This window comes from Stenotrophomonas sp. TWI169, assembly GCF_039674705.1.
Lineage (GTDB): Bacteria > Pseudomonadota > Gammaproteobacteria > Xanthomonadales > Xanthomonadaceae > Stenotrophomonas > Stenotrophomonas maltophilia_P.
This window is the reverse complement of sequence record NZ_JBDJOB010000016.1, coordinates 75174-99104: the sequence shown is the minus strand read 5'-3', so window position 1 is coordinate 99104 and position 23931 is coordinate 75174. Positions and strand designations below refer to the sequence as shown.

Here is a 23931-nt window from a genome sequence, read left to right as displayed (position 1 = left end):
GCTGGTCTTGGTGGGGGGGTGTTTATGTCTAATGACCCTTGTGTTATTCCTTTGTGGCCGCCCGCGCCCCGGTGGGGGGCCGTAGGCCCCCACGACGGGACTCAGGTGGCGGTCGAGAAGCGGTAACCCGCGCCGCGCACGGTCTGCACCATGTTCTCGGCATTGAACGGTTCCAGCGTCTTGCGCAGGCGGCGGATGTGCACGTCGATGGTGCGCTCCTCCACGTACACGCTGCCGCCCCACACGTGGTCCAGCAGCTGGGCGCGGGTGTACACCCGCTCGGGGTGGGTCATGAAGAAGTGCAGCAGGCGGTACTCGGTCGGGCCGATCGGCACCGGCTGTTCGTTGGCGAACACGCGATGCGCGGCACCGTCGATGCGGATCGGACCGACTGCCACGCTGCCGTCCTCGTCGTCTTCGCGGGCGCGGCGCATGACCGCACGGATGCGGGCCAGCAGCTCCCGGGCCGAGAACGGCTTGACCACGTAATCGTCGACGCCGGCTTCCAGGCCGCCGACACGGTCGTTCTCCTCGCCACGCGCGGTCAGCATGATGATGGGCACCTCGCGGGTCAGCGTCTCCTTGCGCCAGCGGCGCGCCAGGTCCAGGCCGCTGGTGCCGGGCAGCATCCAGTCCAGCAGGATCAGGTCGGGAACACGGTCAGCGATCGCGGTCTGGGCTTCGCGGGCATCACCGGCGTGAACCGGCTCGTAGTCACCCTTGCGCAGGGCGAAGGCGACCATTTCGCGGATCGCGGGCTCGTCATCGACGATCAGGATACGTTTCTGCACGAGGGCACCGTAGGGCTCGGTTACTGGACGGGTGCCAGTAGACTACGGTTTGATGACATTTTTGTGACCATCGGGCCGGAACCGCTCCCGATTGCCACGGACCGGTCATGCAGCGCTCAGCGGCGGTCCAGGTCGGGGTCCTGCACGCCCTGCCGGCGCAGTTCCAACACGGTCGGGGTGATCGATTCGATGCGCGCGTCGACCCGGGCCCGTCCCACGTAGTCCAGCGCGGGATTGCGCTTGAGTGCCTGCAGCTGCATCAGCGCCTGCTCCGGCCGGCCGCTGAGGAAGGCGGCCTCGGCGTAGGCCTCGCTGGCACGGACGCTGTCCCCGGCCAGCTCGCTGGCACGGGCGTAGCGCTGCTGGAACACCGGATCGTTACCACTTTGCGACAGCAGCGGCCGCAGCATGGCCTGCGCGCGCTGCCCCGCCTCGCGGTTGCCCTGTTCGTTGAGGATCTCGGCGTAGGTCAGCGCGACGGGCCGGCTGTTGGGATGCTCGCGCAGCAGCTGCTCGAAACGGGCATTGGCCTGCGTGGCCTGGCCCGAGCGCGATTCGGCCTCGGCCAGGGCAAGGGCTACCCACAGGCTGTCCGGATGGGCCTGCAGCAGGCCGTTCAGGGTCTGCCGCGCCTCGCCGGCACCGCTGCGTCCCCCCCGCATCACCGCCAGGGCCTGGCCGTAGCGCTGGGCATCGTTCAATCCGCTCTTCTGGCGTTTGCCCAGATCGGCGTATTCACGCTCCACCTCGCCGGTGGAGTCGGCACTGAGCACCCGCAACCGTTCACGTGCCCAGTCGAAGTCGCCGCTGGGGCCCCGGCTGAGCTGGCCAACCGGCACCCGCAGCACACTGCTTGGCAGCAGCGGGTTGCTGCCGCGCAGCAGCGGTTCGGACAGGGTCGGGTCGGCCGGGTCCACCCGTTCCCTGCGCTCGCCGCTGGGCGTGGTGGTGGTCAGCAGCACCGTGTCCTTCTTCATCTGCTCGGCGCGGGCCTTCGCTTCGCTGATGCGGGTGATGTTGACCGGGTGCGTGCGCAGGAACTCCGGCACGCTGTAGCCGCCCTCGTTGCCGCGCATGGCCGTCGACATCCGCTCGAAGAAGCCGGCCATCGCGTCCACGTCGTAACCGCTGCGTGACAGGGTGCGTATGCCCAGCCGATCGGCTTCCGATTCGTTGGAGCGGGTGTAGTTGATCTGCCGCTGCTGCATCAGGCCCATGCCCGAGCTGATCGCGGCCATGGTCGCATTGCCTGAAGAGGTGCTGTTGCTGGCCTGTGCCGCCACCACCGCCGCCAGCATGCCCAGCAGGATCGGGATCTGGTCGCGCTGGGCGCGCTCGACCCCGCGCAGCACGTGCTGCTGGGTGACGTGGGCGATTTCGTGTGACAGCACCGCGGCAACCTCGTCTTCGCGTTCGGCCGTCAGCACCAGCCCGGCGTTGACCCCGATGTAGCCGCCCAGGGTCGCGAAGGCGTTGATCTGGCGGTCCTTCATCACGAAGAAGGTGTAGGGCTGGCGCGGCTGGTCGCTGTTGGACCCCAGGCGGGTGCCCATGGTCTGCAGCCAGTCATTGACCAGCGGATCGTCCAGCAGGTAGCCATAGTTGCGCAGCTCGCGCAGCATCATCGCGCCGTACTCGGCCTGGCGGGCCGGGGTCAGCAGCTCGCCGGCCGAGGAGCCGATGTCGGGCAGCTTCTCCTGGGCCTGGGCCAGCGGCATGGCCAGGGCGAAGGTGACGGCGGTCGAAAGCAGCAGGGCTCGCAAGCGGGAGGTCCTCGGGCGGGGCGCGCCAAGCGTGGCAGGGCAGGGGGCAACCATTCGTTAATCCACAGTGTTGCGGTGGTAGCGTGGAAATTCCAGCGCACCGGTACCATATGTAGACCGTCGATCCATCGTGGAGTTTCCCGTGACAGCCCAGACCGCCGGCGGTGCCCCCGCCATCACCATCTATTCCACTGCCGTCTGCCCGTACTGCGTGGCCGCCAAGAACTTCCTCAAGAGCAAGGGCCAGCAGTGGACCGAGGTCCGCATCGACCTGGACCCGGCCGAACGCGAGAAGATGATGGCGCTGACCCGCCGCACCAGCGTGCCGCAGATCTTCGTCGGCGACGTCCATGTCGGTGGCTATGACGACATGATGGCGCTGCACCGTGAAGGCAAGCTTGAGCCGCTGCTGGCCGGGCAGGGCCAGGCATGAGCGCGGCCGACGACGGCAGCAAGGACCGCATCGCTGAGTTCACCGCGTTCCGCAAGCGCATGAACGAGCGCATTCTGGGCGAGCCGAACCAGGTGGTGCGCCGGTTCTTCGCGCTGGATACGCAGACCTACCAGGCCGGCGCGCTTGATGTGAAGACCAAGGAGCTGCTGGGGCTGGTGGCCTCGATGGTGCTGCGCTGCGACGACTGCATCAGCTACCACGTGGCCCAGTGCAAGGAGGCCGGGGTGACCCGCGAGGAGTTCTTCGAGACCTTCTCGGTCGGCCTGGTGGTCGGCGGCTCGATCGTGATCCCGCACCTGCGCCGCGCGGTCGATTTCCTCGACCAGCTCGAAGGCGGTGCCGCCGCCCCGGAAGCCCACGAGCACTGAGGCTAACGCCGGGCCATGCCCGGCTAATGACCGGACGCCCACCCGCCGGGCATGGCCCGGCGCTACCGGAATACGCGGGCAATTCTGCCTGAGCCGGGGACTGGGACCATGGTCTATTTGGGACCTCGGCCCCGGCTCAGGCATAATTGCCGGTGAAACTTCCTTTGCGCCGGCGTTTCCGGGCACGTCCGGACGGCGTTTTTTCCCCCTGTTCGGAACATCGATCAATGACGCAGAAAATTACGGTCATCCGCGGCGACGGCATCGGCCCGGAGATCATGGACGCCACCCTGTACGTGCTCGACCAGCTCAATGCCGGCCTGGAGTATGAAGAGGCCGACGCCGGCCTGGCGGCGCTGGAGAAGCACGGCGACCTGATGCCGGCGGTCACCCTGGACTCGATCGCGCGCAACAAGGTTGCCCTGAAGAGCCCGCTGACCACGCCGGTCGGCGGTGGCTTCACCTCGATCAATGTCAGCCTGCGCCGCCATTTCGACCTGTACGCCAACGTGCGTCCGGCCCACACCTTCCCGAACACCAAGTCGCGTTTCGACAACGTCGACCTGATCACCGTGCGTGAGAACACCGAAGGCGCCTACCTGGCTGAAGGCCAGGAAGTGTCGGCCGACGGCGAGACTGCCTTCTCCGGCACCCGCATCACCCGCAAGGGCTCGGAGCGCATCGTGCGCTACGCCTTCGAACTGGCCCGCAGCGTCGGCCGCAAGAAGGTCACCGCCGTGCACAAGGCCAACATCATCAAGTCGACCTCGGGCCTGTTCCTGAACGTCGCCCGTGAAGTGGCCGCGCAGTATCCGGACATCGAGTTCCAGGAAATGATCGTCGACAACACCTGCATGCAGCTGGTGATGCGCCCGGAACAGTTCGATGTGATCGTCACCACCAACCTGTTCGGCGACATCATTTCCGATCTCTGCGCCGGCCTGGTCGGCGGCCTGGGCCTGGCCCCGGGTGCCAACATCGGCAAGGACGCGGCGATCTTCGAAGCCGTGCACGGCACCGCGCCGGACATCGCGGGCCAGGGCAAGGCCAATCCCTGCGCGCTGCTGCTGGCGGCGGCACAGATGCTGGATCACATCGGCCAGCCGCAGAATGCCGAGCGCCTGCGCAAGGCCATCGTGGCGACCATGGAAGCCAAGGACTCGCTGACCGGCGACCTGGGCGGCACCGGCACCACCATGAGCTTCGCCAAGGCCATCGCCACGCGCCTGTAAGCGGTGGCGGGACCTTGTCTGGATTTCCAGCGGGGCGCCTTCGGGCGCCCCGTTGCGTTTGGGTGCCTGCGCATGCTCTGCGCAGCTCATGTGGTGTGGCGGCACCGAAAGTGCGCACGCTGGTCGAGCACCTTGCCACGCACTACGCTGCCCAGGCCGGCGTGGCAGCGTAGCCATGGGGTCGTAGCGAGGTGATGATGGATTCGGTGTATCTGCTGGTCGCACTTGGAGCGATCGTGGCGGGATTCGTGCAGGGACTGTCCGGCTTTGCGTTCGGAATGGTCGCCATGTCGTTCTGGGCGTGGGGGCTGGAGCCACGCCTGGCGGCGACGCTGTCGGTGTTCGGCGCGCTGGTGGGTCAGCTGGTGGCGGTGTTCACCGTGCGGCGCGGATTCAATCTGCGTCTGCTGCTGCCCTTCGTCTTCGGCGGCCTGGCGGGCATTCCGCTGGGCGTGATGGTATTGCCGCAGCTGGACATGGACTGGTTCAAGGCCCTGCTGGGAGGCTTCCTGGCACTGTGGTGCCCGGTGATGCTGATGGCCCGTTCGCTGCCGCCGATCACCACGGGCGGGCGCATCGGCGACACCGTGGCGGGCATGGCCGGTGGCGTGCTCAGCGGCATCGGCGGCTTCGCAGGTCCCGTGCCCACGTTGTGGAGCACGCTGCGTGGTTTCGGCAAGGAGGAGCAGCGCGCGGTCATCCAGAACTTCAACCTGGCGATGCTGTCGGTCACCATGGCCACCTACGTCGGCAGTGGCCTGGTTACCCGGCAGATGTTGCCGTACTTCGCTGTCGTCGCCCCGGCCATGCTGGTTCCGGCGCTGCTGGGGGCGCGGGTCTACATCGGCATCAGCGAGGCGCGGTTCCGCCAGATCGTATTGAGCCTGCTGACGCTGTCGGGCATCGCGCTGCTCGCCTCGTCGCTGCCGGCCCTGTTGGCGCGCCCGGTTGCCGGCTGAGATTCAGGCCGGCCGGAACATGCGGAAACGCTGCTCGGCACTGACGCGGAAATAGTCGGCCGGTCCACCGCCGCGCAGGATCGGGTCGGCGGCTGCAGTGTCGTAGATGCCATCGACCAGCAGTCGTGCCTCGATATGTACGGCGACCACCTCGCCGAGCACCAGCCAGCCGTTGGTGTCCTGTCCGGCGGCATCGCGCAGGCGGACGATCTGGGTGCAGCGGCATTCCATGCTGACCGGGCTTTCTGCAACACGCGGCGGCTTGACCTGCCCGGAAGCCAACGGCGTCAAGCCGGCCAGCGTGAACTCGTCGACGTCCGGCGCGACCGCCCGGCAGCTCTCATTCATGGCTTCGGCCAGGTCGAAAGTGGCCAGGTTCCAGACGAACTCGCCCGTCGCTTCGATGTTGTGCAGCGAGTCCTTGCGGCCCTGGCTGGAGAAACCAATGATCGGCGGCGTGTAGTTGAAGGCGTTGAAGAAGCTGTAGGGCGCCAGGTTCAACGCGCCGTCGGCAGCGCAGCTGGAAATCCAGCCGATCGGGCGGGGGCCGATGATGGCGTTGAACGGGTCATGCGGCAGGCGATGGCCGTCAGCGGGGCGATAGCTGTGGAAGAGGGCAGGCATGGCGGGGTCGAAAGGGGGAGGGGAACAGAAAGGGCGCCACGGAGGCGCCCTTTGTCGTTTTCAGCCTGACCGGAATCAGCGCTGCTGGATCTTTGACAGCAGGCGGAGGAACTCGACGTACAGCCAGACCAGGGTCACCATCAGGCCGAATGCGCCATACCACTCCATGTACTTGGGCGCGCGCTGGGCCACACCGCTCTCAATGAAATCGAAATCCAGCACCAGGTTCAGCGCGGCGACCACGACCACGAACAGGCTGAAGGCGATGCCCCAGCCGCTGGAGGAGTGGATCAGCGGGACTTCGATGTTGAAGAACGACAGCACGAACGACGCCAGGTAGAGCAGGGCGATGCCACCGGTGGCGGCGACCACGCCGAGCTTGAAATTCTCGGTGGCCTTGATGACGCCGGTGCGGTAGGCCACCAGCAGGGCAGCCAGCGTGCCGAAGGTCAGCAGCACGGCCTGGAATACGATGCCCGGGAACCGCAGCTCGAACACGGCGGAAATGGCGCCGAGGAACAGGCCTTCCACCAGCGCGTACAGCGGTGCGGTGACCGGCGACCATTGCTTCTTGAACACGGTGACCAGCGCCAGCACCAGGCCGCCGATCGCGCCGCCCATGGCATACAGCTTGGCGGCCGGCAGCACCTGGCCGAAGGCCACGGTCTGGTTCCAGGCGAAGGCTGCGGTCAGCACGGTCAGCAGCAACAGGATGCCGGTCTTGTTGACGGTGCCGTTGAGGGTCATCGCCTGGTCGGGGCGGGTCACCACCGAGCCGTTGGCGAGGTCGAGGAAAGTCGACTCGGAAAGAGCCGGGTTGCCGCTGCGCATGCGCGTTCTCCGTGCGAATGAGGGATCAGGAAGGCCATCCGGCCGACGATGTCGAGCATAGCCGATGGCCACTGCCACTGCCGTGACCGCGCGCCCGGGACAGATCGCTGCGTTGACAGTTCGCCGCGTGCTTGGCGACAATGACCAACTCCCCGGGCCCGGCTCGAGGGGATTGCAAGACCGGGGTATAGCGCAGTCTGGTAGCGCGCCTGCTTTGGGAGCAGGATGTCGGGGGTTCGAATCCCTCTACCCCGACCAATCCCACGCCACGTCGGATTGGACGCCGTTCCGGTTCGGGCGCCCGTAGCTCAACTGGATAGAGCACCGGCCTTCTAAGCCGGCGGTTACAGGTTCGATTCCTGTCGGGCGCGCCATTGGCGAGGCACCGGGACCGCATCGGCGGATGTGAAGAAAGGCTTGCAAAAGCGTGAGGACTCCACCAGAATATCGGACTCGCTTCGGCGGCCCGAACTTCGGTGACGGTCTCCAGGCAAGGCTTCAAAGCTCCAGCGCCAGCAGCATTGGCGATGAAGCGAATGTTTCAGTGGTGGCTGTAGCTCAGTTGGTTAGAGTACCGGATTGTGATTCCGGTGGTCGGGGGTTCGAATCCCCTCAGCCACCCCACTGATTCAACCGCATCGGCACAGCCGACACGGTGTTGCAATAAACAGAATGCACGCTATAATGTGCGTCTGAGTTTCACGGGCCGTTAGCTCAGTTGGTAGAGCAGTTGACTCTTAATCAATAGGTCCAAGGTTCGAATCCTTGACGGCCCACCAAGACAGAAGCCACCTGGTACCCCAGGTGGCTTTTTTCTTGCCTGCAGGCCGCGCAAAGGGCATGCGAAGCACCTTGGGTCGTGGCACGCATGCATCGATCAACGATGTTGAAAAAAAGCTTGCACCCCGTGTGCGCATCAGGTCATAATTCGCGCCCCGATTTCGGGCTGTTAGCTCAGTTGGTAGAGCAGTTGACTCTTAATCAATAGGTCCAAGGTTCGAATCCTTGACAGCCCACCAGACGAAAGCCACTTGGTCCTCCAAGTGGCTTTTTTCTTGGGTGTTCAGCGGCTGCCGGACGGCTCTGCGAGTGTGCCGATGGACACCAGGCGCCTTCCTGCTTCATGCACCAGCAGCGGCAGGGCCCAGCTCAGTACCAGCAGGCTCGGCACCATCACCAGAGGCGATGCCAGCTGCATGAGCGCAGGCACCAGCAGCGCCAGGCGGAACGCCGCGGGTGACAGCGTCACCAGGTAGCTGCGCAGCATCCATCGCCGGTGCTGCTCGACGTCGCCACGCCGGATGCTGCGATAGCCGCAGAATGATGTGACCAACCACGCCAGGCCGGTCGCAGCGAACGCCATTTTCAGTGCCAGCCAGCCCTGGGTGGTGGCGATCAGGCCGGCGACAGCGGCACTCCCCAGCAGGATGCCGGCCAGGTAGATCCGTCCCAGCCAGCGATGCAGCCGGGGACGGTGTCGCCGCAGGGGACCGATGAACTGCGTGGCGCCAGCCAGCATGGCCAGGCTGCCGCCGGCGACATGCAGCCACAGCCAGTTGCGACGCTCCCAGAACATGCCATAGGCCTCGGCGCTGACCTGCCCGTAGCGCTGTGCGGTGACCCACAGGAAGTGCAGCGCGACTGCAAGACCGAGCAGCCAGACGAGTGTGGACCAGCCGGGCATCCGGGCCTGCAGGGGCGTGCGGAGTGGGGTGCGTTCCATCGGGGCAGACCGGGTGGTGGCAACGGCACGAGTCTACGCGCACGTGCCGGCGCCTGCGCGTGGGTGCCTGGACTACGTATTCAGGTTTGTCACGCCTTCCGCTTTGTGCACCCGCCTGCGACAATGACGGCCTGTGCCGGCCACGCGAAAGTGGCGGAATTGGTAGACGCCCTGGATTTAGGTTCCAGTGCCGCAAGGCGTGGGGGTTCGAGTCCCCCCTTTCGCACCAGTGCCGGCCTGCCTCCGCCCCCCGCCGGGCGTTCCCGAGGCGCTTGCCCGGCCTGCGCTGGCAGTGCACGCCGAATTGGGCGAAACTAAAGGGCTGCGGCAAGCAGGCGCGTCCCGGACGCCGTCACCTTACAACCGTTTCATCCATCATCGAGCCGGAGGCCAGAGCGCCACCGGTGGCAGGAGTCAACATGCAAGCTTCGATCGAATCCATCGGCAACCTGGAACGCCGCCTGAGCTTCTCGCTGCCGGAAGACCGTCTGCAGAGCCACATCAACGGCCGCCTGGGCGAAATCGCCCGTACCACCCGCATCAAGGGTTTCCGTCCGGGCAAGGTGCCGGCCAAGGTGATCGAGCAGCGCTTCGGCGCGCAGGTCCGTGGCGAGGCGCTGGACGGCCTGCTGCGCGAAACCTTCGACGCGGCCGTGCGTGAGCACGATCTGCGCATCGTCGGCAGCCCGCGCATCGACAAGGGCGACGAGGGTGAGTTCTCCTTCGTGGCCACCGTGGAAGTGGTGCCGGACTTCGGTGACATCGACGTCAGCAAGCTGACCGTGGTGCGCCACACCGCCGAGATCACCGACGCCGACATCGACCAGATGATCGAGAACCTGCAGAACCAGCGCCGCACCTGGGCACCGGTTGCGCGTGGCGCGCAGGATGGCGACCTGGTTGCGGTCGAAACCTGGTCGCAGGCCGGCGAAGAGCGCCTGCCGGCCGAAGGCACCGAGAAGGGTTCGATCGTGCTCGGCCAGGGCATGATGTTCGAGACCATCGAAAAGGGCCTGGTCGGCCTGGCCAAGGGCGAGGAAAAGACGCTGGACGTCGATTTCCCGGCCGACTGGCGCGTGCCGGTGCTGGCCGGCAAGACCGTGCAGGTCACCGTCAAGGTTGCCGAAGTGTCCGAGCCGGTGGTGCCGGCGGTCGATGAGGCCTTCATCAAGAGCTTCGGCGTGAAGGGCGGTGATGTCGAGCAGTTCCGCAGCGACATCCGCGCCAACCTGGAGCGCGAGCTCAAGGGCGCGCTGATGAACCGCCTGCGCCGTGAAGTGGGCGAGCAGCTGATCGCCGCCTATTCCTCGGTGGAAATGCCGCCGCGCCTGGTCGAGAACGAAGCCCGCGCGATGCTGGCCCAGCAGGTCGAGCAGATCCGCCGCAGCGGCCGCAACCCGGGCGAGATCCCGGCCGATGCCCACGAAGGTTTCAAGGACGCCGCCGCCAAGCGCGTGCTGGTCGGCCTGCTGGTCGGCGAAGTGGCGCGCACCAACGATCTGCGACTGGAGCCCAAGCGCCTGAACGAAACGCTGCGTCTGATCGCCTCGACCTACGAAGAGCCGGAGCAGGTCATTGAGATGTACCGCAACGACCCCCAGCTGATGTCTGGTCTGCAGAACCGTGTGATGGAAGAGCAGGTGATCGACTGGATCGCCGAGCGCGCCCAGCACACCGAAGAGAAGCTGTCGTTCCAGGACGCGATCCGCCAGTAAGTCCGGGCGGATCACCGTATGCCCCGCGCCCCTGCCGGCGCGGGGTTGTTTCCCCCCAAGATAGGTACCTCACGTAATGGACAACCGAACCAAAGCCCTGAACCTGGTTCCGATGGTGGTCGAGCAGACCAGCCGCGGCGAGCGTGCCTACGACATCTATTCGCGCCTGTTGAAGGAGCGCCTGATCTTCCTCGTGGGCCCGATCGACGATCACATGGCCAACGTGGTGGTGGCGCAGTTGCTGTTCCTGGAATCGGAGAACCCGGAGAAGGACATCAACATCTACATCAACTCGCCGGGTGGCGTGGTCACCGCCGGTATGGCGATCTACGACACCATGCAGTACATCAAGCCGAATGTGAGCACCACCTGCATCGGCCAGGCGGCCTCGATGGGTGCCCTCCTGCTGGCTGCAGGTGAAGCCGGCAAGCGCTATGCGCTGCCCAATTCGCGCGTGATGATCCACCAGCCGCTGGGGGGTTATCAGGGCCAGGCGACGGACATCGACATCCACGCGCGCGAGATCCTGACGCTGCGTTCGCGCCTGAATGAGATCCTGGCCCGCCACACCGGCCAGTCGCTGGAAACGATCGCTCGCGATACCGAGCGCGACAACTTCAAGAGTGCGGTCGAAGCGCAGGCCTACGGCCTGGTCGACCAGGTCCTGGAGCGTCGCCCGGATGAGTCGGTCCAGGCGGGTTGAGCCGCCTTCACGGGGCCAGGCAGGCCTCGTTCCTGCAGGGTCGGGCGGGACTGGTGTCCCTCCGGCCCTGTGCTATTCTCGAATCGAACCCCCGTTCAGCGGGTGGGGTAACTGGGTAAGCGAAGCATGAGCGAAGACCGCCAAGGTCGTTCCACGGACACCGGCAAGATCCTCTACTGCTCTTTCTGCGGCAAGAGCCAGCATGAAGTGCGCAAGCTGATTGCGGGTCCGAGCGTGTTCATCTGCGATGAATGCGTGGAGCTGTGCAACGACATCATCCGCGAAGAACTTGAGGAGAAGGCGCAGTCGGCGCGCAGCTCGCTGCCGAAGCCGCGCGAGATCCTCGAGGTCCTCGACCAGTACGTGATCGGCCAGAACCGTGCCAAGCGCACCTTGGCCGTGGCCGTATACAACCATTACAAGCGCATCGAGAGCCGGCAGAAGAACGACGACGTCGAGCTGGCGAAGTCGAACATCCTGCTGGTCGGTCCGACCGGTTCGGGCAAGACCCTGCTGGCCGAAACCCTGGCCCGCCTGCTCAACGTGCCGTTCACCATGGCCGACGCCACCACGCTGACCGAAGCCGGTTACGTGGGCGAGGACGTGGAGAACATCATCCAGAAGCTGCTGCAGAAGTGCGACTACGACGTCGAGAAGGCGCAGCAGGGCATCGTCTACATCGATGAGATCGACAAGATCTCGCGCAAGAGCGAGAACCCGTCGATCACCCGCGACGTGTCCGGCGAAGGCGTACAGCAGGCCCTGCTGAAGCTGATCGAAGGTACCGTGGCCAGCGTGCCGCCGCAGGGCGGTCGCAAGCATCCGCAGCAGGAGTTCCTGCAGGTGGACACCAAGAACATCCTGTTCATCTGCGGCGGCGCGTTCGCCGGCCTGGACAAGGTGATCCAGGCCCGTTCCACCGACGTGGGCAGCATCGGCTTCGGCGCCAAGGTGAAGAGTGCCGAGCGCAAGCAGGAAGTGGGCAAGCTGCTGGCGGAAGTCGAGCCGGAAGATCTGATCAAGTTCGGCCTGATTCCCGAGTTCGTCGGCCGCCTGCCGGTGGTGGCGACCCTGGAGGAGCTGGACGAGCCGGCCCTGATCAAGATCCTGACCGAACCGAAGAACGCCATCACCAAGCAGTTCAAGAAGCTGTTCGAGATGGAGAACGTCGAACTGGAGTTCCGTCCGGACGCCCTGTCGGCCATCGCCCGCAAGGCGCTCAAGCGCAAGACCGGCGCCCGTGGCCTGCGCACCATCGTCGAATCGGTGCTGCTGGACACCATGTACGACCTGCCTTCGCAGGAAAACGTCAGCAAGGTGGTGGTGGACGAATCGGTGATCGAGCACAAGTCCGAGCCGTACCTGATCTACCAGACCCCGGCGGCCCCTGAACAGAAGGCCGCAGGCGCCGAGTGATTCTTCCAAGTTGTTGATTGGAAAGAATTTTAAAGGAATGCCTTGCATCTAAAAGCCGATGGCCCCATAACGGGGCCATCGGCTTTTTTTGTCTCCGGAAGATGTCCTCCCGGAGGCGGTTTTCCCCTTCCCTGGAGCCCCCATGGCCCGTTCCCCAAGTGAAACCCTCGACCTGCCGGTCCTGCCGCTGCGCGACGTAGTGGTGTTCCCGCACATGGTCATCCCGCTGTTCGTCGGCCGTGACAAGTCCATGCACGCGCTCGAACAGGCAATGGAGGCAGACAAGCGCATCCTGCTGCTCGCGCAGAAGTCCGCCGAGACCGACGACCCGCATGCGGCCGATCTCTACCAGGTCGGTACGCTGGCGCAGGTGCTGCAGCTGCTGAAGCTGCCCGATGGCACGATCAAGGTGCTGGTCGAAGGCCTCTCGCGCGTGCAGGTGACCCATGTCGACGAACGCAACGGTTCGCTGCACGGCCAGGCCGTGGAGATCGACGCTGCGGACGAGCGCGAGCCGCGCGAGATCGAGGCGATCGCCCGCTCGCTGATGTCGCTGTTCGAGCAGTACGTGAAAACCAACCGCAAGCTGCCGCCGGAGCTGCTGCAGACCCTGGCCGGGATCGACGAGCCTGCGCGCCTGGCCGACACCATCGCCGCCCATATCAGCGTGCGCCTGGCCGACAAGCAGCGCCTGCTGGAAACGCTGGCCGTCGGCGAGCGCCTGGAGATGCTGGTCGGCCTGGTCGACGGCGAGATCGACGTGCAGCAGATGGAAAAGCGCATCCGCGGCCGTGTGAAGTCGCAGATGGAGAAGAGCCAGCGCGAGTACTACCTCAACGAACAGATGAAGGCCATCCAGAAGGAACTGGGTGACCTCGACGACGCGCCGGGCGAGCTGGAAGAGCTGGCCCGCAAGATCGCCGAAGCGGGCATGCCGAAGGCCGTGGAAGCCAAGGCGCGCAATGAACTGAACAAGCTCAAGCAGATGTCGCCGATGTCCGCTGAGGCGGCGGTCGTGCGCAATTACCTGGAGTGGCTGCTGGGCGTGCCGTGGAAGAAGCGCACGAAGGTGCGCAAGGACCTGAAGGCTGCGCAGGACACGCTCGATGCCGACCATTACGGCCTGGAGAAGGTCAAGGAGCGCATCCTTGAATACCTGGCGGTGCAGTCGCGGGTGAAGCAGATGAAGGGCCCGATCCTGTGCCTGGTCGGGCCCCCGGGCGTGGGCAAGACCTCGCTCGGCCAGTCCATCGCCAAGGCCACCAACCGCAAGTTCGTGCGCATGTCGCTGGGCGGCGTGCGTGATGAGGCCGAGATCCGTGGCCACCGTCGCACCTACGTCGGCTCCATGCCGGGCCGCATCGTGCAGAACCTCAACAAGGTCGGCAGCAAGAACCCGCTGTTCGTGCTCGACGAGATCGACAAGATGTCGATGGACTTCCGTGGTGATCCCTCCTCGGCGCTGCTGGAAGTGCTCGATCCGGAGCAGAACAACGCATTCAACGATCACTACCTGGAAGTGGACCTGGATCTGTCGGAAGTGATGTTCGTGGCCACCTCGAACTCGCTCAACATTCCGGGCCCGCTGCTGGACCGCATGGAAGTGATCCGCATCCCCGGTTACACCGAGGATGAGAAGCTCAACATCGCGACCCGCTACCTGGTGCCCAAGCAGATCAAGGCCAATGGCCTGAAGCCGGAGGAACTGGAAATCGGCAGCGATGCGATCCAGGACATCGTGCGCTACTACACCCGCGAGTCGGGCGTTCGCAATCTGGAACGCGAGATCGCCAAGATCTGCCGCAAGGTGGTGAAGGAGATCGCGCTGGCAGGCCCGCAGCCGGTGAAGGCCAGGAAGGGCGCGAAGAAGGCCAAGGCGCTGGTCACGGTGACCGGCAAGAACCTGGACAAGTACCTGGGCGTGCGCCGCTTCGATTTTGGTCGCGCCGAGGAAGAAAACGAGATCGGCCTGGTCACCGGCCTGGCCTGGACCGAAGTCGGTGGCGACCTGCTGCAGATCGAATCGACGCTGGTACCGGGCAAGGGCCAGTTGATCCTGACCGGCCAGCTCGGCAACGTGATGAAGGAATCGGCTTCGGCGGCGCTGTCGGTCGTGCGTTCGCGCGCCGATCGTTTCGGCATCGACAGCGACTTCCTGCAGAAGCACGACGTGCACCTGCACGTTCCGGACGGTGCCACGCCGAAGGACGGCCCGAGCGCCGGCGCGGCGATGGTGACGTCCCTGGTCTCGATGCTGACCAGGGTGCCGGTGCGTGCCGATGTGGCGATGACCGGCGAAATCACGCTGCGTGGGCGGGTCACCGCCATCGGTGGACTGAAGGAGAAGCTGCTGGCTGCACTGCGTGGCGGTATCCGCACGGTCATCATTCCCGAAGAGAACCGCAAGGATCTGGCCGACATCCCGGCCAACGTCACCCGTGATCTGAAGATCGTGCCGGTGAAGTACATCGAAGAAGTGCTTGATCTGGCATTGGAGCGTCCGCTGGCACCGAAGAAGGCGCGCAAGAGTGCGCAGCGCGTCACGGTACGTAGCAAGGCGAAACCGAGTGGAAACGCGCGCGTCAAGCACTGACGCGCGTTGCCGAATGGCCTGAAACCCGCGTCGTTGCTGGCTTTCCAGCTTGCGTGGGGGTAGGGCCACTGGTATAAAAGCAGCACTCGCAAATGAGTGATCGCTGTTGGCGATCTCTGAATCGGCGAACCGTTTCCACATGGCGATCGCGCGCAGATGGCGTGCGGTTGCTTCCCTGTCGAATCCGCGGAACCCACCGCCAAAGGAGTTGTAGAGAATGAACAAGACCGAATTGATCGACGCCGTTGCTGAAGCTGCCGACCTGACCAAGGCCGAGTCCAGCCGCGCTGTCGATGCCGTCGTTGCTGCCATCACCAAGGCGCTGAAGGACGGCGATGCGGTCACCCTGGTTGGCTTCGGTACCTTCCAGGTCCGCGACCGTGCAGCCCGCACCGGCCGCAACCCGAAGACCGGCGACACCATCAAGATCGCTGCTTCGAAGAATCCGTCCTTCAAGGCTGGCAAGGCCCTTAAGGATGCTGTAAACTAAGCGGCTCGCTGGGGTGCTTAGCTCAGCGGTAGAGCGTCTCCTTTACACGGAGAGGGTCGGGGGTTCGAAACCCTCAGCACCCACCACAGCACCGCGGTAAAAGTTTGAGTGTGGAGCGGTAGTTCAGCTGGTTAGAATGCTGGCCTGTCACGCCGGAGGTCGCGGGTTCGAGTCCCGTCCGCTCCGCCACTTCAACGAGGCCTCCGGCCAAAAGCTGGAGGCTTTGTTTTCTCCCTGATCCTGATCGGGAAGAGAACACAAGCAGTACAACGCGGAGCGGTAGTTCAGCTGGTTAGAATGCTGGCCTGTCACGCCGGAGGTCGCGGGTTCGAGTCCCGTCCGCTCCGCCATTACATCGAGGCCCCCGGCCCAAAGCTGGGGGCCTTGTCTTCTCCCCGGCCTGTCCGGGACGAAGGCAGAAGGGTTGTCGCAAGCACGGAGCGGTAGTTCAGCTGGTTAGAATGCTGGCCTGTCACGCCGGAGGTCGCGGGTTCGAGTCCCGTCCGCTCCGCCATTGCGAAGTTCTTAAGTCCCCGTGAAAAAACTTTGAAAAAAGTGTTCATCGGGCTGGGTTTCCAGGGTGTCTTCGGATATACTGGGCGCCTGCAAAGTTTCAAGCGCGGAGCGGTAGTTCAGCTGGTTAGAATGCTGGCCTGTCACGCCGGAGGTCGCGGGTTCGAGTCCCGTCCGCTCCGCCAACTTTCAAAAGCCCTCGGCGAATGCCGGGGGCTTTTTCTTTGCGCGCATGTCGCCCTTGGCGTTTTTGGTCCCTGCGACGAAGCGGGTTACACTGCCGGGCTCGCCAATCAGGCCTTGTGATTCCTCACCATGCTGCAGAAACTCCGCGACAAGACCTCAGGCTGGATCGTCACCGTGATCCTGGGGCTGCTGATGATTCCGTTCCTGTTCGTGATCGACAACAGCTACCTGGGTGGCGTTGGCGCACAGAACGTGGCCAAGGTTTCCGCACCGCCGACCTGGTGGCGTTCCGCGCCGTCGTGGTGGCCGGTACGCATGCTGTGGCAGCACCATGAGATCAGCGCGCAGGATTTCCGCACCCGTTTCGAGCAGGAGCGCATGCGTGAGCGCCAGCAGCAGGGCGAGAACTTCGACCCGCGCGCGTTCGAAAGCACCGAGAACAAGCTGGCGGTCCTGGATCAGCTGATCGACGAGCAGGTTGTGCGCCTGGTCGGCGAGCAGGCAGGTGTGGTGATTGGCGATGGCGCCGTGCGCGAGTACATCACGTCCATGCCGGCGTTCCAGGGGCCGGATGGCAAGTTCAACGAGAACAGCTACCGCCTGGCGCTGGCCGGCGGCAATCCTCCGCGTACCCCGACCCAGTTCCAGGAACTGGTGCGCGAGAGCCTGCAGCAGTCGGTGATTCCGGCCGGACTGCAGAACTCCGGTTTTGTCACCCAGGCCGAGACCGAACGCCTGTTGAAGCTGCTGGGCGAAACCCGTGATGTCGAGCTGGCTGCGCTGCCGCCGGTGCCGGCTGACACGGCCCCGGTGACCGATGCGCAGATCAAGCAGTGGTACGACAGCCATGGCAAGGATTTCCGCCAGGCCGAAACCGTTTCGCTGGAGTATGTCGAGGTCAACGGTGCCAACCTGCCGGCGCCGACGCCGGCCGACGAAGCCACCCTGCGCAAGCGCTACGAGGAAGAAAAGGCCAAGTTCACCTCTCCGGAGCAGCGCCAGGCCGCCCACATCCTGATTACCGGCGACGGTGCTGAGGCCAAGGCGAACAAGCTGGCGGCCGAGGCAAAGGCGGCCGGTGCCGACTTCGCAGCCCTGGCCAAGGCCAACTCCGAGGATCCAGGCTCCAAGGACCAGGGCGGTGACCTGGGCTGGGTGGAGCGTGGCGCGATGGTCAAGCCGTTTGAAGACGCCCTGTTCGCGGCCAAGGCCGGCGACGTGATCGGTCCGGTCAAGACCGACTTCGGATACCACATCATCAAAGTGGCCGCGGTACGCGGCGGCGAAGGCAAGTCGTTCGAGGACGTGCGCGATACGCTGGCCGCCGAACAGCTCAAGGCCGACGGTGAGCGCGGTTTCAACGAGCTGGCCGGCCGTCTGGTCGATGCCATCAACAAGAGCCCGAGCGACCTGGCTGCCGCAGCCAAGGAAGTGGGGCTGCCGCTGCAGACCCTGGGACCGATCACCCGCGCTACCGCCAGCGGCATCGCCAGCGACCCGGCCGTGCTGCGCGCCGCGTTCTCGGACGTCCTGGTGCAGGACGGGACCGCCAGCGATCCGATCGCCCTGGGAGGCGCCACCAACCACAGCGTCGTGATCCGCGTCGCGGCCCACACGCCGGAGCAGGCGCTGCCGCTGGAGAAGGCCCGCGAGCAGGTGATCGCCGCGATTCGTGCCGACCGCCAGCGCCAGGCCAGCGACAAGGCGGCCGAAGCGCTGCTGGCCAAGTTGAAGGGCGGTGCCACCCTGCAGTCGCTGGCTGCCAGCGAAAAGCTGCAGCTGAGCCCGATGCCGGGCCTGCCGCGTGGCCAGCCGGTGCCGACCCCGGAAATCAACAGCGCGATCTTCAGCGCGCCGGTACCCACCGCAGGCAAGCCGACCTACGGCAAGGTCGACGTCAACGGCCGTGCGCTGGTGTTCGCGGTGAACAAGGTCAATCCGGGCGACATCAAGGACGTGACCGCCGAGCAGCAGAAGCAGCTGAAGGAACAGTTGAGCCAGATCGACGGCATGGCCGCAGCCAAGGCCTACATCGACGCGATGCGCAAGAAGTTCGTGGTGCAGACCACCGAAGCGAATCTGTAAGCCCACGGCGGGCAGAACGGAAAGGCCCGGCATTGCCGGGCCTTTTTCGTGGGCGGGTGCCCGGTAGCAGGAGGATCGCGCGGCGCTGCTGTGCGCCGGTCAGTCTTCCAGGCGAAGCACCGCGCCCGGCTTGAGCACGCTGCTGCCACTCAGGCCATTCAGCGACAGCAGCGCCTTGACCGGCATGCCGTAGCGACGGGCAATGGTCCAGGCCGACTCGCCGTTGCGCACCGTATGCCGACGGCTGCGCGGACGGTCGACGGCGGCGGCGACGGTGCGGGCAACCTGCGGCGCTGGCGAGGCAGCGGGGGCAGAGGCGGGCGAAACCGAGGCCGCCAGCGCCGTCTTGCTGTCCACCACGTCGGCGGTCGCCGCTGCGACAGGGGCCAGCACCCGGGTGGTGCCCGTGGGGCGGCCACCGGCGGCCAGGGCGGGATTCAGGCGGGCGATGCGTGCCGGGTCCAGTGAGCGCTGGGCGGCCCACTGCTGGACGCTGGTGCCGGCCGGCAGGGCATGATCCTTCAGCACCGGCACGGTGCGGTCCAGCGAGGCCATGACGCCCGGTTGTTCTTCCACGTCTTCCAGCACGCAGGCCAGGGCGTGAAGCTTCTCGACGTAGGCATAGGTGACCGGCGACAGGCCGGGCAGGGCTGAGGGCGTGGCGTTCTGCGCATTCATGCCCGCCTTGCGCAGTGCCTGCAGCACGCGATATTCGCCAGCGTTGTAGGCCATGGTGGCCAGCCGCCAGTCGCCGCCGAACATGCCGTGCAGGGTTTTCAGGTAGCGCACCGCGGCCTGGGTCGAATCCACCGCCGACAGGCGGCCGTCGTAGCCGTTGGCCATCGGCACGCGATGGTTGCGGGCGGTGGTGGCGATGAACTGCCACAACCCGGTCGGTCCGCTGCCATTGCGGGCATTGGGCCGGTAGCCGCTTTCCACGAAGGGAATCAGCGCGAATTCGGTCGGCAGGTTGGCCTTGCGCAGTTCTTCGACCACATAGCCGAACAGGACCAGTGCATCGTCATCCTGGTTGGCCAGGCGTGAAGGGGCGTGCGCGAACTGTTTCTGCCAGCGCGGGCTGGTGGCCTCGGCGTCGCAGGTGGGTTCAGCCAGGCCATCGCGGAAGCTGGAGAAGATCTCCTGGCCATTGCGCACCGATGCAGGTGGCAGCGAAGAGGCGTCCAAGGGCAACGCAGCAGCGGCGGTGAGATTCTGGCCGATGCCAGCGCCCAGCGACTGCGCGCCTGCGGTTCCAGCCAGCCCCAGAGCGATGCCCAGGGCCAGCGGCAGACTTCGGCGCATCATGCGCGGAAGCCGTCTTTCCAATGCCGGAGACCGGCCATGACATCGACATCGTCAACGACGTCGCGCCCCAGGTGCGCCGACACCGCCGCGCGGATCGGCGCGGTGTGCACACGCAGGAACGGATTGCAGTCCAGTTCGTTGGCCAGGGTTACCGGCAGGGTGGAACGGTCATCGCGGCGCATGGCCAAAGCCTCCTCTTGGCGCTGCCGCAGGGCAGCGTTGGCGGGGTCGACATGCCGCGCGAAGACGGCATTTGACACGGTGTACTCATGGGCACAACAAAGCAGCAGTCGTGCAGGCAAGGTACCCAGCGTGCGCATCGATGCCAGCAGCTGGGACGGCGTACCTTCGAACAGGCGTCCACAGCCCAGGCTGAACAACGAATCTCCGCTGAAAAGATGTTCAGCAGTGTGAAACGCGATGTGGCTGCGGGTATGCCCGGGCACGGATAGTACGTGGAACGTCCGGCCCAGTGCCTGAACGCGTTCACCTTCGCCGACGCGTTCGGTGGCGGTGGTGATGCGTTCCTCCACCGGTGCGACCACCCGCGCGCCGGGAAAACGGGCACGCAGGGCCGGCACGCCACCGATGTGGTCGTCGTGATGGTGGGTCAGCAGGATGGTATCCACGCGCAGGCCCTGTTCGGCCAGCGCGAGCACCGGCGCGGCATCACCGGGATCGACGACGATGGCAGCGCCTTCATCATCGATCAGCACCCAGATGTAATTGTCCGCAAATGCGGGTAGGGCAGTCAGTCGCATAGAATTGGACCATGCCCGCGCTGCAGAGCACCCGTCAAGCGAGCCTGGCCCCGTGGTTCGACAGCGAGCCGGCGGCGGCCCTGCGCGTGCTGGAGCGGCAACTGCTGTTGCCACAGCTGTCGGTGCTGCCCGCACAGCCCTGGATGTGGATCGCGCCGAGCGCTGCCTGGCTGGAAGATGCGCAGCCGGGCGGGCGCGGCCTGCGCCTGTACCGCAATGGCGGCCGCTATGCCGGCGATGCGTGCTGCGGTCTGCCGCTGCCGCTGGCCACCGAAAGCGTCAATGCCATCGTGCTGCAGCACGTGACGGCCGCTGATGCCGACCAGCTGCTTGACGAGTGCGAGCGGGTGCTGATGCCCGGCGGCCATCTGTGGTTGAGCAGCCTTAATCCGTTCAGTCCGTTCCGCACCCACTGGCGCCAGCATGGCCTGACGGTGCGTACGCCGCAGCGGATCCGCCAGCTGCTGGGTCGTCACGGGCTGGACTGCGACGACATGCGCTACCTGGGCCCGCTCTGGCAGGGCGCCGGCAGTCGTGGCCGCGGGGGTTGGGCCCCGCTGCGCGCGGCCTGCCTGTTCCATGCCGAAAAACGTACGTTGGCCCTGCCCGGGCCGACACCGCTGCCGGTGCGCTGGCATGGCACCGTTGCTACCTGATTCTGGAGCTGTATTGAAAACCATCGAAATCCATACCGACGGATCCTGCCTCGGCAATCCCGGTCCCGGCGGCTGGGCCGCGTTGCTGCGCTACAAGGACCACGAGCGTGAACTGAGCGGCGGCGAAGCGCATACCACCAACAACCGGATGGAACTGATGGCGGCCATTTCCGGCCTGGAGGCGCTGACCGAGCCCTGCAACATCGTGCTGTTCACCGACTCCCAGTATGTGCGGCAGGGCCTGACCCAATGGATGCCGGGCTGGATCCGCAAGAACTGGAAGACCGCCGGCGGTGATCCGGTGAAGAACCGCGAGCTGTGGGAGCGGCTGCATGCGGCCACGCTGCGGCACCAGATCGACTGGCGCTGGGTGAAGGGGCATTCCGGCGATCCGGACAATGAACGCGTCGATACGCTGGCGCGCAATGCCGCCATCCAGATCCGCGATGCCAGCCCGGTAAACTGAAGCCATGCGTCAGATCATTCTCGATACCGAAACCACCGGCCTGGAGTGGAAGAAGGGCAACCGCATCGTCGAAATCGGCTGCGTGGAGCTGTTCAAGCGTCGCCCCACCGGCAACAACTATCACCAGTACATCAAGCCGGACTGTGAGTTCGAACAGGGCGCGCAGGAGGTCACCGGCCTGACCCTGGACTTCCTGGCCGACAAGCCCGAGTTCGCGCAGATCGCCGATGAGTTCCTGGCGTTCATCGACGGCGCCGAGCTGATCATCCACAACGCGGCATTCGACCTGGGCTTCCTCGACAACGAGTTGTCCCTGCTGGGGCCGCAGTACGGGAAGATCACCGATCGCTGCACCGTGATCGACACCCTGGCGATGGCGCGCGAGCGTTTCCCGGGCCAGCGCAACTCGCTGGATGCGCTGTGCAAGCGGCTGGGCGTGGACAATTCGCACCGTGCACTGCACGGCGGCCTGCTCGATGCGCAGATCCTGGGCGATGTCTACATCGCGCTGACGTCAGGGCAGGAAGAGATCGGCTTCGGTCTGGGCGAGGACGAGGCCGGCGCGGGTGGCGCGGTGCTGCAGGCGTTCGATGCTGCCAAGCTGCTGCCGCGTCCGCGCGTGGTCGCCACCGCATCGGAACGTGAAGCGCACGCCGCGCGACTGGAACGCCTGCGCAAGAAGGCCGGTCATGCGCTGTGGGACGGCCCGAAGGTGGAAGAGCCCGCCAGCGCGTAGACCCTCGGCGCAGGGTGCGCGTGCGGTCCGCTGGCTCAGTGGCAGCGGACCAGGATCACGCTGATGTTGTCGCGGCCGCCGCCATCAAGCGCGGCGGCGACGAGCGTATCCACGCATTCCTGTGCGCTGGCGTCGTCGAAGGCCAGCGTGCGGGCGATGCCACGATCATCGACTTCCTCGGTCAGGCCATCGCTGCACAGCAGCAGCTGCATGCCGGGACGAAGTTCGCCACGGGTGGTGGCCACGTTCAGGTGCGCCGGATCGGTCACGCCCAGCGCCTGGGTGACCACATTGCGGTGCGGATGCGCGCGCGCCTGCTCCGCGGTCAGGTTGCCCTGCGTGACCAGTTCCTGCACCACGCTGTGATCCTGGCTGAGCTGGGCCAGCTGGCCGTCGCGCCACAGGTAGGCCCGGCTGTCACCGACCCAGGCCACTTCGTAGCGATTGCCCTGCACGCGCGCGGCGACCACGGTGGTGCCCATCGGCAGCGTATCGTTGCGTCGCCGCGAAGCGCGGATGATCTCTTCGTCGGCCGTGCGGATGGCCTGCTCCAGCGACGCGCCGCGGCGGATCTCGCGGACGATGGCTTCGCGCGCCAGCGCGCTGGCGACCTCGCCGCAGGCGTGCCCGCCCATGCCATCGGCCACCAGCCACACGCCCAGCTCGCTGTCACCGTAATAGGTGTCCTCGTTGAGCTCGCGGCGCAGGCCGGGATGGGTGAGATGTCCGAATTCGATCATGGTGTGCGGGGCGGGGTAGCGCGGGGGAGAGGGCATCATCACGGCGTGACCGGCATCCGGCAAGGCATGGCGGCAGGAAAATTGCGCCGCAGGGCCCCGGAGACTTGTCGGCAGCCTCACTTCCTCGTATGATGCGCGTCCCCGGTTCGCCGGGGACCACCCGGAGAGGTGGCAGAGTGGTTGAATGTACCTGACTCGAAATCAGGCAGGCGTTTATAGCGCCTCGGGGGTTCGAATCCCCCCCTCTCCGCCAGATGAAGAAGAAAGCCGCCCCCCGGGCGGCTTTTTTCGTTGTCCGGCTGGCCGCGCGCGTTGCGGGGCGGCAATGGATCTCCCCTCGGGGTGCTGCGGGTTAACATGTACGCATCACCTGCTGGAGCTCCCCCATGACTGCTGAAATCCTCGTTCCCGTGTCCTTTGGCGAACTGCTCGACAAGATTTCGATCCTGCAGATCAAGTCCGAGCGGATCAGCGACGAGGGCAAGCTGGCCAACGTGCGCAAGGAGCTGTCGGCGCTGGAGCAGACCTGGATGGCGCACCCGGCCGCGGTCAAGGACATCGCCAAGCTGCGCGGTGAACTCAAGGCCGTCAACGAGCAGTTGTGGGACATCGAGGACGACATCCGCCTGAAGGAGAAGGCGCAGGCGTTCGACCAGGGCTTCATCGACCTTGCACGCAGTGTGTATCTGCGCAATGACGAGCGCGCTCGCATCAAGAAGGCGATCAACCTGGCACTGGGCTCTGCCTACGTGGAAGAGAAGTCGTACCAGGATTACGCCCAGCGTGGGTGAGATGGATCCGCCGGGCGTGGCCCGGCGCTA

22 protein-coding genes and 12 tRNA genes are annotated in these 23931 nt (G+C 65.6%); 26 read left to right on the top strand and 8 right to left on the bottom strand.

Features of this window, described 5'->3' with window-relative positions; translation table 11 throughout:
- Positions 1-101: 101 nt before the first annotated feature.
- Both phoB and ABE543_RS13440 read right to left on the bottom strand, forming a co-directional pair.
- A complete protein-coding gene (phoB, locus tag ABE543_RS13445; RefSeq protein ID WP_053519436.1) occupies positions 102-791 on the bottom strand; it encodes a phosphate regulon transcriptional regulator PhoB in 690 nt (229 codons plus the stop codon).
- A 116-nt stretch (positions 792-907) separates the two neighbouring features.
- A complete protein-coding gene (locus ABE543_RS13440; protein WP_180875756.1) occupies positions 908-2608 on the bottom strand; it encodes a M48 family metalloprotease in 1701 nt (566 codons plus the stop codon).
- Positions 2609-2696: 88 nt separating this feature from the next.
- Here ABE543_RS13440 and grxC point away from each other — a divergent pair, with 88 nt between their 5' ends.
- The 4 genes from grxC to ABE543_RS13420 all read left to right on the top strand — a co-directional run bounded on the left by grxC (position 2697) and on the right by ABE543_RS13420 (position 5567).
- Positions 2697-2987, top strand: coding sequence for a glutaredoxin 3 (gene grxC, locus ABE543_RS13435; RefSeq protein ID WP_004154541.1), 291 nt, complete (start codon positions 2697-2699; stop codon positions 2985-2987).
- The gene (locus ABE543_RS13430) at positions 2984-3376 is read left to right on the top strand and encodes a carboxymuconolactone decarboxylase family protein (RefSeq protein WP_053519434.1); all 393 of its coding nucleotides are present in this window, start codon (positions 2984-2986) and stop codon (positions 3374-3376) included. Before grxC ends, ABE543_RS13430 begins: the two co-directional genes overlap by 4 nt.
- Before the next feature lie 227 nt (positions 3377-3603).
- On the top strand, positions 3604-4608 hold the full coding sequence (locus tag ABE543_RS13425; RefSeq protein ID WP_053520418.1) for an isocitrate dehydrogenase: 1005 nt from the start codon (positions 3604-3606) through the stop codon (positions 4606-4608).
- A gap of 197 nt (positions 4609-4805) precedes the next feature.
- The gene (locus ABE543_RS13420) at positions 4806-5567 is read left to right on the top strand and encodes a sulfite exporter TauE/SafE family protein (protein ID WP_053520419.1); all 762 of its coding nucleotides are present in this window, start codon (positions 4806-4808) and stop codon (positions 5565-5567) included.
- A gap of 3 nt (positions 5568-5570) precedes the next feature.
- Here ABE543_RS13420 and ABE543_RS13415 read toward each other — a convergent pair whose 3' ends face one another.
- Positions 5571-6191 (bottom strand): flavin reductase family protein, encoded by a 621-nt coding sequence (locus ABE543_RS13415; RefSeq protein ID WP_053520417.1) that lies wholly within the window; start codon positions 6189-6191, stop codon positions 5571-5573.
- A 75-nt stretch (positions 6192-6266) separates the two neighbouring features.
- A complete protein-coding gene (locus tag ABE543_RS13410) occupies positions 6267-7022 on the bottom strand; it encodes a Bax inhibitor-1/YccA family protein (protein ID WP_053520416.1) in 756 nt (251 codons plus the stop codon).
- Positions 7023-7203: 181 nt separating this feature from the next.
- Between ABE543_RS13410 and ABE543_RS13405 the strand changes: the two genes are divergently transcribed.
- The 5 genes from ABE543_RS13405 to ABE543_RS13385 all read left to right on the top strand — a co-directional run bounded on the left by ABE543_RS13405 (position 7204) and on the right by ABE543_RS13385 (position 8041).
- Positions 7204-7280, top strand: a tRNA-Pro gene (locus ABE543_RS13405).
- A 39-nt stretch (positions 7281-7319) separates the two neighbouring features.
- Positions 7320-7396: transfer RNA gene (locus tag ABE543_RS13400), tRNA-Arg, on the top strand.
- Positions 7397-7569: 173 nt separating this feature from the next.
- Positions 7570-7646, top strand: a tRNA-His gene (locus ABE543_RS13395).
- A gap of 79 nt (positions 7647-7725) precedes the next feature.
- Positions 7726-7801 (top strand) — tRNA-Lys (locus tag ABE543_RS13390).
- 164 nt (positions 7802-7965) lie between these two features.
- Positions 7966-8041: transfer RNA gene (locus ABE543_RS13385), tRNA-Lys, on the top strand.
- A 44-nt stretch (positions 8042-8085) separates the two neighbouring features.
- On the opposite strand, the gene ABE543_RS13380 is transcribed toward ABE543_RS13385, so the two are convergent.
- Positions 8086-8745 (bottom strand): DUF2306 domain-containing protein, encoded by a 660-nt coding sequence (locus ABE543_RS13380; RefSeq protein WP_346475778.1) that lies wholly within the window; start codon positions 8743-8745, stop codon positions 8086-8088.
- A 144-nt stretch (positions 8746-8889) separates the two neighbouring features.
- Between ABE543_RS13380 and ABE543_RS13375 the strand changes: the two genes are divergently transcribed.
- From ABE543_RS13375 to ABE543_RS13320, 12 genes are all read left to right on the top strand, one after another.
- A tRNA-Leu gene (locus ABE543_RS13375) sits at positions 8890-8974 on the top strand.
- A 190-nt stretch (positions 8975-9164) separates the two neighbouring features.
- Positions 9165-10460 (top strand): trigger factor, encoded by a 1296-nt coding sequence (gene tig, locus ABE543_RS13370; RefSeq protein WP_053520350.1) that lies wholly within the window; start codon positions 9165-9167, stop codon positions 10458-10460.
- Positions 10461-10536: 76 nt separating this feature from the next.
- The gene (clpP, locus tag ABE543_RS13365) at positions 10537-11163 is read left to right on the top strand and encodes an ATP-dependent Clp endopeptidase proteolytic subunit ClpP (protein ID WP_053520351.1); all 627 of its coding nucleotides are present in this window, start codon (positions 10537-10539) and stop codon (positions 11161-11163) included.
- 126 nt (positions 11164-11289) lie between these two features.
- On the top strand, positions 11290-12579 hold the full coding sequence (gene clpX / locus ABE543_RS13360) for an ATP-dependent Clp protease ATP-binding subunit ClpX (RefSeq protein ID WP_053520352.1): 1290 nt from the start codon (positions 11290-11292) through the stop codon (positions 12577-12579).
- Positions 12580-12721: 142 nt separating this feature from the next.
- Positions 12722-15172, top strand: coding sequence for an endopeptidase La (gene lon, locus ABE543_RS13355; RefSeq protein ID WP_053520353.1), 2451 nt, complete (start codon positions 12722-12724; stop codon positions 15170-15172).
- A gap of 217 nt (positions 15173-15389) precedes the next feature.
- Entirely contained in the window at positions 15390-15662 is a 273-nt protein-coding gene (locus ABE543_RS13350) for an HU family DNA-binding protein (RefSeq protein ID WP_005408270.1), read from the top strand.
- Positions 15663-15673: 11 nt separating this feature from the next.
- Positions 15674-15748: transfer RNA gene (locus ABE543_RS13345), tRNA-Val, on the top strand.
- A 26-nt stretch (positions 15749-15774) separates the two neighbouring features.
- Positions 15775-15851 (top strand) — tRNA-Asp (locus tag ABE543_RS13340).
- Between the two features lie 84 nt (positions 15852-15935).
- Positions 15936-16012, top strand: a tRNA-Asp gene (locus ABE543_RS13335).
- A gap of 87 nt (positions 16013-16099) precedes the next feature.
- Positions 16100-16176 (top strand) — tRNA-Asp (locus ABE543_RS13330).
- A gap of 107 nt (positions 16177-16283) precedes the next feature.
- Positions 16284-16360, top strand: a tRNA-Asp gene (locus ABE543_RS13325).
- 130 nt (positions 16361-16490) lie between these two features.
- Positions 16491-18446 (top strand): peptidyl-prolyl cis-trans isomerase, encoded by a 1956-nt coding sequence (locus ABE543_RS13320; protein ID WP_053519048.1) that lies wholly within the window; start codon positions 16491-16493, stop codon positions 18444-18446.
- A 99-nt stretch (positions 18447-18545) separates the two neighbouring features.
- Here the strand turns inward: ABE543_RS13320 and ABE543_RS13315 are convergent, their stop codons facing one another.
- Together ABE543_RS13315 and gloB are read right to left on the bottom strand one after the other, a co-directional pair.
- A complete protein-coding gene (locus ABE543_RS13315) occupies positions 18546-19751 on the bottom strand; it encodes a transglycosylase SLT domain-containing protein (protein ID WP_346475777.1) in 1206 nt (401 codons plus the stop codon).
- A complete protein-coding gene (gloB, locus tag ABE543_RS13310) occupies positions 19748-20512 on the bottom strand; it encodes a hydroxyacylglutathione hydrolase (protein ID WP_053519052.1) in 765 nt (254 codons plus the stop codon). Before gloB ends, ABE543_RS13315 begins: the two co-directional genes overlap by 4 nt.
- Positions 20513-20523: 11 nt before the next feature.
- Here gloB and ABE543_RS13305 point away from each other — a divergent pair, with 11 nt between their 5' ends.
- The 3 genes from ABE543_RS13305 to dnaQ are packed head-to-tail and all read left to right on the top strand — an operon-like array spanning position 20524 to position 22370.
- The gene (locus ABE543_RS13305) at positions 20524-21168 is read left to right on the top strand and encodes a methyltransferase domain-containing protein (RefSeq protein ID WP_053519054.1); all 645 of its coding nucleotides are present in this window, start codon (positions 20524-20526) and stop codon (positions 21166-21168) included.
- Between the two features lie 13 nt (positions 21169-21181).
- Complete coding sequence (rnhA, locus tag ABE543_RS13300; protein ID WP_053519056.1) at positions 21182-21634, top strand: ribonuclease HI; 453 nt, start codon at positions 21182-21184, stop codon at positions 21632-21634.
- 4 nt (positions 21635-21638) lie between these two features.
- The gene (gene dnaQ, locus ABE543_RS13295) at positions 21639-22370 is read left to right on the top strand and encodes a DNA polymerase III subunit epsilon (protein ID WP_053519058.1); all 732 of its coding nucleotides are present in this window, start codon (positions 21639-21641) and stop codon (positions 22368-22370) included.
- A gap of 35 nt (positions 22371-22405) precedes the next feature.
- On the opposite strand, the gene ABE543_RS13290 is transcribed toward dnaQ, so the two are convergent.
- Positions 22406-23110 carry a protein phosphatase 2C domain-containing protein gene (locus tag ABE543_RS13290; RefSeq protein WP_053519060.1) on the bottom strand — a complete coding sequence of 235 codons (705 nt, stop codon included), beginning with the start codon at positions 23108-23110 and terminating at the stop codon, positions 22406-22408.
- 162 nt (positions 23111-23272) lie between these two features.
- Here ABE543_RS13290 and ABE543_RS13285 point away from each other — a divergent pair.
- Both ABE543_RS13285 and ABE543_RS13280 read left to right on the top strand, forming a co-directional pair.
- Positions 23273-23363, top strand: a tRNA-Ser gene (locus ABE543_RS13285).
- Positions 23364-23496: 133 nt separating this feature from the next.
- On the top strand, positions 23497-23901 hold the full coding sequence (locus ABE543_RS13280; protein WP_053519062.1) for a DUF6165 family protein: 405 nt from the start codon (positions 23497-23499) through the stop codon (positions 23899-23901).
- Positions 23902-23931: the final 30 nt, after the last annotated feature.

Excerpts from the sequence above, each read along its gene's own strand:
- ABE543_RS13415 (WP_053520417.1), bottom strand. The coding sequence starts at position 6,191 with ATGCCTGCCCTCTTCCACAGCTATCGCCCCGCTGACGGCCATCGCCTG.
- ABE543_RS13440 (WP_180875756.1), bottom strand. The coding sequence starts at position 2,608 with ATGGTTGCCCCCTGCCCTGCCACGCTTGGCGCGCCCCGCCCGAGGACC.
- clpX (WP_053520352.1), top strand. The coding sequence starts at position 11,290 with ATGAGCGAAGACCGCCAAGGTCGTTCCACGGACACCGGCAAGATCCTC.
- ABE543_RS13280 (WP_053519062.1), top strand. The coding sequence starts at position 23,497 with ATGACTGCTGAAATCCTCGTTCCCGTGTCCTTTGGCGAACTGCTCGAC.
- ABE543_RS13315 (WP_346475777.1), bottom strand. The coding sequence starts at position 19,751 with ATGATGCGCCGAAGTCTGCCGCTGGCCCTGGGCATCGCTCTGGGGCTG.
- dnaQ (WP_053519058.1), top strand. The coding sequence starts at position 21,639 with ATGCGTCAGATCATTCTCGATACCGAAACCACCGGCCTGGAGTGGAAG.
- clpP (WP_053520351.1), top strand. The coding sequence starts at position 10,537 with ATGGACAACCGAACCAAAGCCCTGAACCTGGTTCCGATGGTGGTCGAG.
- ABE543_RS13350 (WP_005408270.1), top strand. The coding sequence starts at position 15,390 with ATGAACAAGACCGAATTGATCGACGCCGTTGCTGAAGCTGCCGACCTG.
- ABE543_RS13425 (WP_053520418.1), top strand. The coding sequence starts at position 3,604 with ATGACGCAGAAAATTACGGTCATCCGCGGCGACGGCATCGGCCCGGAG.
- tig (WP_053520350.1), top strand. The coding sequence starts at position 9,165 with ATGCAAGCTTCGATCGAATCCATCGGCAACCTGGAACGCCGCCTGAGC.
- lon (WP_053520353.1), top strand. The coding sequence starts at position 12,722 with ATGGCCCGTTCCCCAAGTGAAACCCTCGACCTGCCGGTCCTGCCGCTG.
- ABE543_RS13305 (WP_053519054.1), top strand. The coding sequence starts at position 20,524 with ATGCCCGCGCTGCAGAGCACCCGTCAAGCGAGCCTGGCCCCGTGGTTC.
- ABE543_RS13420 (WP_053520419.1), top strand. The coding sequence starts at position 4,806 with ATGGATTCGGTGTATCTGCTGGTCGCACTTGGAGCGATCGTGGCGGGA.
- gloB (WP_053519052.1), bottom strand. The coding sequence starts at position 20,512 with ATGCGACTGACTGCCCTACCCGCATTTGCGGACAATTACATCTGGGTG.
- ABE543_RS13320 (WP_053519048.1), top strand. The coding sequence starts at position 16,491 with ATGCTGCAGAAACTCCGCGACAAGACCTCAGGCTGGATCGTCACCGTG.
- ABE543_RS13290 (WP_053519060.1), bottom strand. The coding sequence starts at position 23,110 with ATGATCGAATTCGGACATCTCACCCATCCCGGCCTGCGCCGCGAGCTC.
- ABE543_RS13410 (WP_053520416.1), bottom strand. The coding sequence starts at position 7,022 with ATGCGCAGCGGCAACCCGGCTCTTTCCGAGTCGACTTTCCTCGACCTC.
- ABE543_RS13430 (WP_053519434.1), top strand. The coding sequence starts at position 2,984 with ATGAGCGCGGCCGACGACGGCAGCAAGGACCGCATCGCTGAGTTCACC.
- ABE543_RS13380 (WP_346475778.1), bottom strand. The coding sequence starts at position 8,745 with ATGGAACGCACCCCACTCCGCACGCCCCTGCAGGCCCGGATGCCCGGC.